The 12,243-nt window shown below is 48.8% G+C and carries 12 protein-coding genes; all 12 read left to right on the forward strand.

The window, feature by feature from the left end; genetic code table 11:
• The first annotated feature begins 92 nt into the window (after positions 1-92).
• The 12 genes from ric (at position 93) to cntE (ending at position 12,177) form a co-directional block, all read left to right on the forward strand.
• A complete protein-coding gene (gene ric, locus GYMC10_RS14140; RefSeq protein ID WP_015735093.1) occupies positions 93-791 on the forward strand; it encodes an iron-sulfur cluster repair di-iron protein in 699 nt (232 codons plus the stop codon).
• Positions 792-993: 202 nt separating this feature from the next.
• A complete protein-coding gene (locus GYMC10_RS14145) occupies positions 994-1,863 on the forward strand; it encodes a methyl-accepting chemotaxis protein (protein ID WP_015735094.1) in 870 nt (289 codons plus the stop codon).
• Positions 1,864-2,044: 181 nt separating this feature from the next.
• Positions 2,045-2,767: a DUF421 domain-containing protein gene (locus GYMC10_RS14150; protein ID WP_015735095.1), complete on the forward strand. Its 723-nt coding sequence runs from the start codon at positions 2,045-2,047 to the stop codon at positions 2,765-2,767.
• Between the two features lie 154 nt (positions 2,768-2,921).
• Positions 2,922-3,803 (forward strand): diaminopimelate epimerase, encoded by an 882-nt coding sequence (locus GYMC10_RS14155; RefSeq protein WP_015735096.1) that lies wholly within the window; start codon positions 2,922-2,924, stop codon positions 3,801-3,803.
• Positions 3,784-4,578 carry a class I SAM-dependent methyltransferase gene (locus GYMC10_RS14160; RefSeq protein WP_015735097.1) on the forward strand — a complete coding sequence of 265 codons (795 nt, stop codon included), beginning with the start codon at positions 3,784-3,786 and terminating at the stop codon, positions 4,576-4,578. The genes GYMC10_RS14155 and GYMC10_RS14160 overlap by 20 nt, the downstream gene beginning before the upstream one ends.
• Positions 4,579-4,607: 29 nt before the next feature.
• Positions 4,608-5,903 (forward strand): opine metallophore biosynthesis dehydrogenase, encoded by a 1,296-nt coding sequence (locus GYMC10_RS14165; RefSeq protein ID WP_015735098.1) that lies wholly within the window; start codon positions 4,608-4,610, stop codon positions 5,901-5,903.
• A gap of 37 nt (positions 5,904-5,940) precedes the next feature.
• Entirely contained in the window at positions 5,941-7,545 is a 1,605-nt protein-coding gene (gene cntA, locus GYMC10_RS14170) for a staphylopine-dependent metal ABC transporter substrate-binding lipoprotein (protein WP_015735099.1), read from the forward strand.
• 32 nt (positions 7,546-7,577) lie between these two features.
• Entirely contained in the window at positions 7,578-8,510 is a 933-nt protein-coding gene (gene opp1B / locus GYMC10_RS14175; RefSeq protein ID WP_015735100.1) for a nickel/cobalt ABC transporter permease, read from the forward strand.
• Positions 8,510-9,397, forward strand: a complete 888-nt coding sequence (cntC, locus tag GYMC10_RS14180; RefSeq protein ID WP_015735101.1) for a staphylopine uptake ABC transporter permease subunit CntC — start codon at positions 8,510-8,512, stop codon at positions 9,395-9,397. Before opp1B ends, cntC begins: the two co-directional genes overlap by 1 nt.
• Positions 9,375-10,184 (forward strand): staphylopine uptake ABC transporter ATP-binding protein CntD, encoded by an 810-nt coding sequence (gene cntD, locus GYMC10_RS14185; RefSeq protein ID WP_015735102.1) that lies wholly within the window; start codon positions 9,375-9,377, stop codon positions 10,182-10,184. The genes cntC and cntD overlap by 23 nt, the downstream gene beginning before the upstream one ends.
• 1 nt (position 10,185) lies before the next feature.
• Entirely contained in the window at positions 10,186-10,932 is a 747-nt protein-coding gene (locus tag GYMC10_RS14190; protein WP_015735103.1) for an ABC transporter ATP-binding protein, read from the forward strand.
• 30 nt (positions 10,933-10,962) lie between these two features.
• Positions 10,963-12,177: a staphylopine family metallophore export MFS transporter CntE gene (gene cntE, locus GYMC10_RS14195; protein ID WP_015735104.1), complete on the forward strand. Its 1,215-nt coding sequence runs from the start codon at positions 10,963-10,965 to the stop codon at positions 12,175-12,177.
• Positions 12,178-12,243: the final 66 nt, after the last annotated feature.

Genomic DNA, 12,243 nt, shown 5'->3' on the forward strand with positions numbered 1-12,243 from the left:
CAATCACATATGCGGGGATGGGAGTTTCATATACTTGAGTTGTAAGAGTGAAAAAGTTCACAAACACGTATTTAGTCTAGGGAGGTTTGAATATGAGTTCATTCACGCTTCAGAGCCAAGTATCCGATATTGTGACATCCATCCCGCAAACCGCGGATTTATTTCGATCCCTCCGCATCGATTTTTGTTGTGGCGGCCAGGTGCCTTTGGAAGAGGCAGCCAAGCAGCGTCTTTTGGATCCAGCCGCCGTTCTGGAGCAGGTTCGGTCCGTAGAGAGCAAGTTTGCCGATTACCAGGAAAGCCGTCCCGCTTCATTGAAGGAATCCGAACTGATTGATCACATCCAACAAAAACATCATGCCTTCCTCCGTGATGAATTACCGGCATTAACGCCCTATGTAACGAAATTGGCCCGTGTGCATGGTGAGCACCATCCCGAGCTGCTTCGCGTGCAGGTGCTCTTCACGGAATTGAAAAAGGAGCTGCTAGAGCATACGAAGGACGAGGACGAACGTGTATTTCCGCTCATCTTGAAATTTGTGGCGGACCCTAGCCACCAAGCGGCAGCAGAGCTTAAGCCGCACGTGTCCGAACTGGAGCATGAACATGCTCATGCCGGCAGCTTGCTGCAGGAGCTGCGGGACGTAACATCCGATTTCGAGCTTCCGGCTGATGCCTGCGGTACGTATCGGCTTGTCTTTCAACGGTTAGCCATGCTTGAAAAGGACACGTTCGAGCATATCCATCTGGAAAACAACATATTGTTTGAGCGGCTGCGACAAGCGGTATAACCTTTCGACAACGTCCCTTCCTCACCGAATGAGGAAGGGATTTTTATTGTTCCAGCCCATCATCCTGCTCAACGATTCGCTGCATTCGGACGATAAATATAGTGATCAGAAGGGAAGATGCAGTTCCCAATGATACGCCAATAAGCTTGATGACACGGTATGGCGGACAATAGCACCCATATGAAGGGTTGGGGGAGATAGCATGAGCAATGTTACTGAAGAACAAACACAGCACGAGATGATAGGGGCCTTTGTCAAGGTAGCTCCACTTCTGAAAAGTCTTACGAATGATGACATCACGATTGGCATTTACGACACGGAAAAGCTCATCATCAACATTCCGGGAAGAACCTTTTCGCTGAATGTCAAGCCTGGGGACCCGCTCGTGGAGGGGGATATCGTAACCGATGCCATCCGCAATAATAAAGCTTTATCGGCAGTCGTTCCGAAAGAGCTGTTTGGATTTCCGCTTGCTGCACGGGCGATCCCGCTGCATGACGAATTTGGCAGGGTAATCGGCGGCGTAGGCATGGGTACAAGCCTCGAAAAAGCGAATATGCTGTTTGAGATGGCCGAGAGCTTTTCCGCAATTGTCGAGCAGACCACCGCATCCATTGAAGATATTAGCCAATCCATCGCCCGACTTACCGATCGGGTGTCGGACGTAACCGGTCAAATGTCGGAGGTTAGCTCCAGTGCGCAGCAGATCGGCAAGATTTCCACCGTCGTGAAGGAAATTTCGGATCAGAGCAGCATGTTAGGCCTTAATGCTTCTATCGAAGCGGCAAGGGCTGGGGAAGTTGGTAGGGGTTTCTCGGTCGTTGCCGATGAGATTCGGAAGCTGGCGACAAGCTCCAAAGAGAACGTGGACCAGATTAATGGCATCACCAAGCATATTCAGGAATTTTTACAGCGGCTCAATCATGCTTTTGCCGATATCCACACGCTGACCGATACCCAGTCAAGGACGATTCAGGAGTTCTCGGCAACGATTCATGAGATTAGCATCAAGGCTGAGGAACTGGCACAGGTTGCTGAAGAAACCTTGTATTCCAAAGAAAATAAGCAATAGGATAACTGAAACTCTCCTAATTCTTTAATTTTATTTTGCAAGGAAGAAGAAATACGCTGATGTATTTCTTCTTTTTTTATTTGATTGATGATCTCCCTTATATACTCGATCTTGTATAGAGATTGCAGCATAAGGGGAACTTACTGAATATGTCAGATTTTGTGGGAAAGGGCTGAAGGTATTGGATTTTTTTGAAAGCCAAGAAACGCTGACGTCCGTCCAATGGATCTTAAGAGGCATCGTTAGCTTTGTTTTTTTACTTTTAGTAGCGAAAGTAATGGGACAGCGTTCCATTTCTCAATTAAGATTTCTAGATTTCATTGTCGCTCTCATTCTCGGCAATATAATAGCTCACCCGCTCTCAGACGAGGAATTGGGCTTGGAAGGATCTATGATCACCACCATCGTGATCATTGTGCTGTATGTTGCGGCGACATGGTTGAGCCTGAAGTGGCCGTTCATCAAACGTTATATAGATCCGCCACCCATCACGCTCGTTAAAAATGGACTCATCCAATTCCATAACTTGTCTAAAGCTAGGATCTCTGTCGATTATTTATTCTCCGAGCTTAGAAAAGAGAAAGTAGAGGATATACAGAAAGTATCGCTGGCTTTGTGGGAACCGGGGGGAACCATTTCCGTATTCGTGGACACTCCATACCAACCGGTTACTCCGTCTGATATGAACATAGTGACCCAACCATTTACGATCTCGAGGCCGATTATCGTGGATGGAAAAATCGATATGCTGCTCCTTCAGGAAATCGGTAAGGATCTTGATTGGCTCAAATCAAAAGTAACGCCCGTTCATAAGAATATTCAAGATGTGGCATTAGCCACCATTAACGATCATGAAGACTTGCGCTTTTATTCCATCCAAGGCAGCCAATATACGCATAAATAACTCTTCCGATGATGACGTCGAAAGAGTTTTTTTCTTGCTAAAATGTTGACTATTTCGAAAAGCCATGCTATATTCTCATCATTCTTAATCGTAATAATTACGATTAGAGAACATCAATCCAACTGGCAATCCATTGGAACAGAGGGAGCCCGTGATGAAGCAGAAGATCGATTTTGTGAAATGCAATCCCACGCAGAACATGACGATTCTCATTAACACCAAGCTTCCGCCCGATGAACATAAACGCGTCGCTGCTAAAATCATGTCTTACGACAATGTTTATGCTGAGCAGGTTGGTTTTATCGAACAATCCATGAAAGATGATGCGGATGCGTTTCTGCGGATGGCAGGAGGTGAATTTTGCGGGAATGCTTGCATGGCCCTAGCGGCATACCTGGCTGAGGTCCAGGGGATAAAACGACATCTAACAACTGAGTTTCGACTAGAGGTTTCAGGGGCGGAGCGGTTAGTGTCATGCCATATAACAAAAAACAAGGAGGATTATCGCTGCAGGGTCAACATGCCGCTTCCGGTGAGAATTGATCAAACGATCCTTCAAGACGGGTGCTCCCTTGTTGATGCGGTTGTCGTTCGATACAAAGACTTTGTTCATTTTGTGATTGAAGTGGAGCGCTTCGATGCGCAAATGAACAGCAGCATGTTGGCCATGGCCAAGCACATCGGACCCTTTCTCGATGCAAGAATGGTTGGAATCCTGTTATACAACTCCCGCATTAGGGAACTGACTCCGCTCATTTATGTACCGGAGCTTAATAGCGCGGTGTGGGAAAGAGGTTGCGGATCTGGCACCGCTTCCGTAGGCGCCTACTTAGCTTGGAAGCATAAGAGGGGTGTCGAGGCTTCCATCAAACAGCCCGGCGGGACGATTCATGTAAAGGCCCTATTTGATCAAAACCGGTTGACGCATCTGGAAATCGAAGGGTCCGTTGGGATTGCAGCTCAAGGCATCGCATTCATTGATCTGGATGAAGACCATATCGCGGGGGTGGGAAATCGTGAAACTAACCATGTTTGATCAATCCTTGGCTGAATATTTAACAAGGTTTAAGTACTACGCAGACCGCTTCGATGATATTTCCCGTCACCGAACGGAGCTGGAACGTCTGGTCGATGATTATTCAGCATTTATCACCGACCAGTCCAACTCCAATATTTGGGATGAGCTGGAGCGGCAAGGAACTGGAGGTTTAAACGGGCTTGCGGAGGAATTGAGAGCGTATTCGGCACGCTGCGTAGCGACCCTGGAGAAATATCGCGCATTGAAATTGATCAGGGGAGACACGGGGATCACCGATTATTTCAGGAATATCGAAGAATGCATCGAGAAAGAGTTCGGAAGCTTCCAAGTGACTTCGAAGTCGATCATACTGCTGGTTGGCTCCGGCGCATTTCCGATGACGGCTCTATTGATTGCCAAGCGAACGGGAGCCGAGGTGATCGGCATCGACATTGACGATGAGGCCATTGGGCTCGGGGTCAAGGTTATCGAGGCATTGGGCCCGGAGCTGAAGATCCGGCTGATAAATACACCAGTAGAAAATCTTGATTACATACAAGAGGTCACCCACATCATTTTCAGTTCAACGGTTGCTGAAAAGTATGACATATTGGAGCGGTTACATCCATTAACGAACGAAGAGGTCGTTGTGGCCATGAGGCACGGAAACCGTTTGAAGTCTTTATTCAATTACCCCATGAAAGAAACGGATGACGACAAATGGAAACTAGTTGATACGGTTCTGCGCCAAAACGATATATTCGACATCGCGTTGTACAAAAAGGCACCATAACACATGGATAATCGAAGTGAGGTGTTCTTATGAGAGATATGAAGCGAGTCCTGATATTGGGAACGGGTCCAGCCGCCTTGCAGCTGGCAGTGATCCTTAAGAAAGGGTACCGTTGTCATTTGGGCATTGCGGGTCGGGAATCGGTCCGTTCCGCGGATTTCTTTGAATCGCTTGCGGCCAGCGGTCAAAGGGTTCGCGTAAGCATCCAAAATGAAAAACATCATGCCTTGGAAGGCGAGTGCCGCTTGGATGGCGTATTCCGTGGCATTGAGACGATCGAAGGCCAGTGGGATACCCTGATTTTGGCAGTGACCACAGACGCCTATTTGGAAGTCATGAGACAAATCGACCAAGACGTCCTGCGAAAAGTCAAAAGCTTGGTGCTGATTTCCCCGACATTCGGTTCCAACAGATTGGTATCCGGTTTTATCTGGGAGTTGAATCCGGGTGCGGAAATCATAAGCTTTTCTACATATATCGGGGACACCAGATGGGTGGATGACCGGGTTTCCAATCATGTCATAACGACGGGGGTCAAGAAAAAAGTCTATATCGGCTCGACACGTGGCCGCTCGGATCTTGTCGACAGGCTGTGCGGTCTGTATAAGCAATCGGACATTGAAGTGGAATTCATGAGGACGCCCCTGGAGGCAGAAGCGCGAAATATTTCGTTATATGTCCATCCCGCTTTGTTCATGAATGACTTCTCATTAAACGCTATTTTTGACGAATCGGGTACTCGCAAGTATGTCTATAAGCTATTCCCCGAAGGCCCTATTACGCAGGAACTGATCCGCAATATGTTATCCCAGTGGAAAGAAATGATGAACATCTTGAGTCGATTAGGGATGAGAAGCATCAATTTGCTGAAGTTTATGACGGATGATAACTATCCGGTGAGAAATGAGAGTTTATCACGACAGGATATCGATTGCTTCGAGCACCTGGAAAGCATTCATCAAGAGTATTTATTGTATATCCGTTACGCCTCATTGTTGATCGATCCCTTCTCTCAGCCGGATCCTGAGGGAAAGTACTTCGATTTCTCGGCGGTGCCGATCTGGAGTTTGTTTATCAATCTGGAAGGCTGCCTGGATATCCCGAGAATGCCGAAGGAGGACTATTATCGGATCAAGATCATACAAGGCATCGCCGGCTTCTTAAAGGTGGAATGTCCAACCATCGATCGGTTCATTTCAGCATATGAAGGCAAAATCGTCAGCGTGGCACTTGCTCATAAGGACCGGTCGTTGTCCGGCGCCTTCGCGGTTCAGAGTTTCGGAGAAGAACTGGCCATGATATGCAAGGACCTAACCAATACATGAACGTTAACATAATCAAGTGGGTAGCAGGAGGAAAACCGTGAAAAGAAAAACCGTAATCATATGGATGTTTTTATGCACATTCGCGCTTTTGGCAGGCTGCGGAGAGACGAATCAGGAAAACAAAGCCGCATCGGCTGTCCGGGATGAATTAATCTATGCGACAGCAAAAGATATTCATGATATGAACCCGCATTTGTACACGGGGTCCATGCCGGCTCAGGGCATGGTATACGAGTCGCTGGTGGAGAACACGAAGGAGGGCATCAAGCCGCTGCTTGCGGAATCTTGGGACCTTTCCGAAGACGGCCGGACCTATACCTTTCATTTAAGAAAGGACGTGAAGTTCCATAATGGAGAACCGTTTAATGCCGAAGCCGTCAAATTGAACATCGACGCCGTGCAGCGTAATGCCGAAAAACATGCCTGGATTAAGCTGTCGAGCAAAATCAAAAACGTGAAGGTCGTGGATGAATACACTGTCCAATTGATCTTAAGCGAAGCTTATTACCCAACGCTGGTCGAATTGTCCATGACGCGGCCGTATGTATTCCTATCGCCAAAGGACTTCATGCAAGGGGAAACGAAGGATGGCGTTAACGGCCATAACGGTACAGGTCCTTACAAGTTCACGGAGCATAAAATCGATGAGTACGCCATCTTTACCGCCAATGAAGAATACTGGAACGGTCCGCCGAAAATCAAGAAAATTACGGCTAAGGTGCTGCCTGCCGGCGAGACGACGTTTTTGGCCATGCAGAAAGGAGAGGTGAACTTCGTATTCACCGATGATCGGGGGGCAGACAGCATCGACGTGCAAGCGATGAATCAACTGGTTGACGCCGGAACCTATCAGCTTGTTCGCAGCGAAGCCATGAATACGAAAATGATAGTCGCCAACAGCAGCAAATCGGACAGCCCGGTAAGCGAAACCGCGGTGCGTGAGGCAATCTGGTATGCAATGGATCGCGAAACGATCAGCAAGGACATATTCGAAGGAACCGAAGCCGAGGCGAACAGGTTGTTCTCGTCCAACGTGAACTATGCGGATGTCGAATTGAAGGAACGCGGCTATGATCCGGGAGCGGCCGAGTTAATCTTGGAACAAGCCGGATGGAAAAAAGAGCTTGGCGATGAGGCCCGGACCAAGTCCGGTCAGCAGCTGGCCATGAGCTTATATTATGACAGCAATTCATCCTCGCAAAAAACACAGGCGGAATTCATTCAGCATGCGCTAATGCAGATCGGGATCAAGCTGGATATCATCGGCGAAGAATCGAGTTCGATCGCGAATCGAAGGTCTACGGGCGACTACGAGTTATTGTTTAATCAGACTTGGGGATTGGCGTATGACCCCCAAAGCACCATCGCTGCGTTCACTTCCGAGGCTTCTTATCTGCATACGACCAAAGGGATCGCCGAAGCGGATCATCTCTATGACCGGATACAGCAGGTTATGGTATCGACTGACGAGGAAGCCAGAAAGGCGTTGTATGCCGAGATCATGCGGACGGTTCACGATGAAGCCGTATTTATCCCGATTTCGAGCGGGAGCGTCACGGTTCTCGCACCGAAGAACCTGAAAGGCATTACGTTCAAGCAAACCCAATTTGAGCTGCCTTTTGAACGAATGTATTTCGAATAGGCTGCATGCTCATCAATCGATAAGGAGTCATTATGGGAAGTTATATAGCTAAACGATTATTGCTGTCCGTTCCGATTCTGCTCATGATTTCATTCTTGACCTTTCTATTGATCAACCTGTCGCCCATGGATCCTGCCGAAGTGGTGCTCCGCGCCCAGGAAGTTCCCGAAATCACGGAGGAACTGATCGATAAGACGCGTGAAGAGCTGGGATTGAATCAGCCCTTCCTGAAACAATATGCCGACTGGGTGATGGCCTGTCTTCAATTGGACTTCGGGGAGTCCTACGTCACGGGACAATCGGTGTGGTCCTTGATCAGCCCGGCGTTTCTCAACACGTTAAAGTTAACGTTGGTTTCGTCGATCATCATTATCGTCATGTCCGTCATCTTGGGGGTTGTCTGCGCATTAAACGAAGGCAAAATGCTGGATCGATCGGTAAGAGGCGTTTCTTTCTTTCTGACTGCGATGCCTTCCTATTGGCTGGCTTCGATCATGATCTGGTATTTCTCCGTCCGGCTCGACTTGCTGCCGACCAGTGGCATGGACTCCTATCAAAGCTATATTCTTCCCGTAACGGTCATATCGGTGAGTTATGTCGGCATTTATTTCAGAAACGTAAGAAGCTCCATGCTGAGTCACTTGCACGAAGACTATGTGGTCTATGGGAGAGCTTGCGGTTTGCCCGAGAGGAAGATTACGAAACATATTCTCAGAAATTCGCTGCAAGTCGCCGTATCCATCTTTTGCATGGCGATCCCTATTATACTGGGCAGTACCGTAGTCATTGAAAATGTATTTGCATGGCCGGGACTTGGGCGACTGAGCGTGAAATCCATATTGAGCAGGGACTTTCCGGTCATTCAGGCCTATGTCCTGATCCTGGCTGTAGCCTTTGTCTTATTCAACACCTTGTCGGACATGATCAATGCTGCGTTCAATCCGAAATTAAGGAAGGAAATCTGATGAGAGCACTGAAAAATCTGAGCAGAGACAAGCTGGCCAGCCTGTCACTGCTCCTTATTGCCGCAATCGTAATCTTGGGGCTGTTCGCCCCCATATTCGCGCCGCACGATCCGAACCATGTCGATATGAAGCTGCGTTATGCCGGCTCGTCCTGGGCGTATTGGTTCGGCAACGACCATTTGGGGAGATGCATCCTGTCCCGGCTGATTTATGGCATACGTCCCAGTATATTATGGGTTCTGGCCGCCTTGTTGGCATCAGTAGGCGTAGGTGCGGCCGTTGGATTCGTGGCAGGCTACTTCAGAGGCAAAACGGACGCGATTCTGATGAGAATTTGCGATATTATGCTTTCTTTTCCCGGGTATGTCATGACACTGGCGGTTGTCGGCATTCTGGGTGCAGGCCTTGAGAACATCCTGATTGCCTTTGTTGCCATGAAATGGGCGTGGTTTGCCCGCGTCATTCGAACGTCGGTCCAGCAGTATGCCGAAAAGGATTATGTGAAGTTTTCAAAAGCTGCCGGTATCAGCAATCGTAGAATTATTTTGAAGCATATCGTTCCCGTAACATTCTCGGATATTGCCGTCATTGCCAGTGGTTCGATGTGTTCCATGATATTGCAAATCTCCGGATTATCCTTCTTGGGGCTGGGCATCAAGGCCCCTCACGCCGAATGGGGAATGATGCTGAATGAAGCGAGAGAGGTTATGTTTTCACACCCCGAGCTGATGTTGGCGCCCGGCTTGGCGATCGTCATTGCCGTATCGGCATTTAATTTTCTGGCGGATGGGCTCCAAGTCGCGCTGGATCCCAAACGAATGAACTCCGGCAAGCAGCCGCGAGTTGCAGAGGTGGAGAAACCGAATGTTGAATATGCTAGAGGTTAACCATTTGAGGGTATGGGATGCGAAAGAGGGCAAAGAGATCATTCGTGACAGCTCTTTTCAGTTAAAGCCCCAAACCTGCCTGGCTATAGTAGGTGAAAGCGGGAGCGGAAAATCCCTTACGTGCAGATCGATCATCCGATTGCATAAGCCCTGGATTCGTCAATCCGGGGAGATTCTGTTCAAAGGCGAGAATTTGAATCAACTTTCGGATAAAGAAATGAGAAGAAGAAGGGGGAAACACATTGGGATGATCATGCAGAACGGCATGGGATCGTTTGATCCATCTTCCGTAGTCGGCGTTCATTTCCAAGAGACGTTAAAAGCGCATTTCGGCTGGAGCAAGAGCCAAGTCGAAACCACGATGAAAAAAGCGATGGAGAGCGTCATGCTAAACCATCCGATCGAAATCATGAATAAATACCCTTACCAATTATCGGGCGGCATGCTGCAGCGCTTGATGATTGCGCTCACGCTGGTTCTTTCGCCCGACATCGTGATCGCCGACGAGCCAACGACGGCACTCGATACCATCTCGCAGTACGAGGTCGTTGAACAATTCATCCAGCTCCGCGAGCGAATGGGAGGCTCCATGATTTTTGTGTCCCACGACTTGGGGGTCGTGAAGAAGATTGCCGATGAAGTATTGGTTATGAGAAACGGCGTTATTGTAGAAAGCGGGAGCGTTGAAGAGGTATTATCGGCACCGCGGCATTCCTATACGCAGTACCTGGTTTCTACCCGTCTTGAGCTGAGCAACCATTTCAACGAGATTATGAGGGGGGAGTAACGTGCTGAAGGTAGAGAACGTACATAAATCCTACCGGGTAGGCGGCCTGTTTTCGAGGAAAAAGCAGCAAATTCTGCACGATGTAAGCTTCGAATGCGGAAGCGGCGAGTGCCTTGGCATCATCGGCGAGAGCGGAAGCGGAAAATCTACCCTTGGACGATTGATTTTGGGTATTGAACAACCGGACCAAGGGGCCGTTTTATTCGAAGGAAACGATGTGAGGAATCGTCGTGTGCGTTCCGGCAATATGAGTGCCGTTTTTCAGGATTATACGTCTTCGATCAACCCGTTCTATACCGTGAAGGAAGCCATCATGGAGCCCTTAACGGCGCAGGGTCCGGTACGTTCCGACCAAGACGCCCGAGTCGATCGTTTGCTGCATCAGGTCGGGTTGGACGCTTCCTACAAAACGAAATATGCGCATGAGTTATCCGGCGGACAGGCGCAGAGGGTCTGCATTGCCAGAGCGATTGCCACGGAGCCCAAGTGCATCGTGCTCGACGAGGCGATCAGCTCTTTGGACGTATCCGTACAGATACAGGTCCTCCGCTTATTGAAGGAGCTTAAAGACATCTATCAGATGAGTTACGTCTTCATCACGCACGACATTCAAGCTGCCGCTTATATTTGCGACAGGGTTCTTATTTTCAGAAGCGGCAAGGTGGAGGAGACGATCGACGTCAAGCAATTAAAGCATGTTCAGTCGGATTATGCCAAAAGATTAATGGAGCATTTGATTACGTTCTAACGTTTACATGCAAGCAGGAGGAGAAATATAGTGAGTGGAGCGATGTCTTGGCCGTTTTTGCGTTTATATATGCTGGCCCTGCTTTATTTCAGCGCCAATGCCTTACTCAACGTCATCATTCCGCTTCAAGGAGCCGCATGGGGAGCCAGCAGCACAACCATCGGTCTCGTCATGGGGGCTTACATGTTGACAACGATGTTCTTTCGGCCCTGGGCCGGGCATTTGATCCAAAAGCATGGGCCCGTTAAGGTGCTTCGCCTGGTTCTGTTGGTAAACGGCACTGCCCTGATTCTGTACACTTGTACCGGATTAGGGGGATACCTCATGGCTCGAATTTTGCAAGGCATTTGCACGGCTTTCTTTTCGATGGCATTGCAGATCGGCATCATTGATGCACTGCCTGAGAAGGAGCGTTCGCAAGGCATTTCATTTTATTCATTGTTCACCTATATCCCGGGCGTGATCGGTCCGGTTCTCGCATTAGGCCTCTGGCAGACGGGCGGCATGGACTCATTCACGCTTATTCTTGTTGCTATCGCCATTTGTACAGGTTTATTCGGGTATAGCGTCAAGATGGACACAGAGAAGGCCCCATCAGAACAAGCGACAAGCCGTTCAGGCGTGTTCCATTCCTTCGGGCAAATCGTTAAGAATCGGTTCCTGTTCCGATGCAGTGTCTTGATGCTGTCGGCATCCATCGTATTCGGAGCGGTCACCACGTTTATGCCTTTATACGGCGAGCAGCTGAACAGCGGCAGCGCCGGGATTTACTTGATGCTCCAGGCTGCGGTCGTAGTCGCTTCGCGGTTTGTCCTGAGAAAACGAATTCCGTCCGATGGCAGATGGCATTCATGGTTTATCATGGGTACCATGCTTCTTGTAACCCTGGCTTCGGCATGCATCAGCCTGTCTTCAGAGTTGGGAAGCATGCTGCTCTACGCAGGCGCCATTCTTATGGGCATGGCCCAGGCGCTGCTGTACCCTACGTTAACGACTTATTTGTCATTTGTATTGCCCTCGTCCAATCGCAACGTGTTAATCGGTCTGTTCATTGCGATGGCCGATTTAGGCGTATCCTTGGGCGGGGTCGCGATGGGACCGATCGCCGATTATTTGTCCTACTCCACTATGTACATGATCTGTGCAATGTTAAGCATCATGATGGTTATTTTCGCGTACGAGCGAAAAGGAGGCTTGGCTGCTTCAAACTCCAGCCATATCAGGGAGAGAGAAGGGGATGTTTAGCAATGTACGCCTGAAGGTTCATGAATCTCTGCTCGCTGGTTGAGCAGAGATTCTTTTTTGATTTAC

This window comes from Paenibacillus sp. Y412MC10 (assembly GCF_000024685.1).
Classification (GTDB): Bacteria; Bacillota; Bacilli; order Paenibacillales; family Paenibacillaceae; genus Paenibacillus_AQ; species Paenibacillus_AQ lautus_A.

What these genes read in the sequence shown, in the direction of transcription:
- ric (WP_015735093.1), top strand. Translation starts at nt 93, where the DNA reads ATGAGTTCATTCACGCTTCAGAGCCAAGTATCCGATATTGTGACATCC.
- GYMC10_RS14145 (WP_015735094.1), top strand. Translation starts at nt 994, where the DNA reads ATGAGCAATGTTACTGAAGAACAAACACAGCACGAGATGATAGGGGCC.
- GYMC10_RS14155 (WP_015735096.1), top strand. Translation starts at nt 2,922, where the DNA reads ATGAAGCAGAAGATCGATTTTGTGAAATGCAATCCCACGCAGAACATG.
- GYMC10_RS14165 (WP_015735098.1), top strand. Translation starts at nt 4,608, where the DNA reads ATGAGAGATATGAAGCGAGTCCTGATATTGGGAACGGGTCCAGCCGCC.
- opp1B (WP_015735100.1), top strand. Translation starts at nt 7,578, where the DNA reads ATGGGAAGTTATATAGCTAAACGATTATTGCTGTCCGTTCCGATTCTG.
- cntC (WP_015735101.1), top strand. Translation starts at nt 8,510, where the DNA reads ATGAGAGCACTGAAAAATCTGAGCAGAGACAAGCTGGCCAGCCTGTCA.
- cntD (WP_015735102.1), top strand. Translation starts at nt 9,375, where the DNA reads ATGTTGAATATGCTAGAGGTTAACCATTTGAGGGTATGGGATGCGAAA.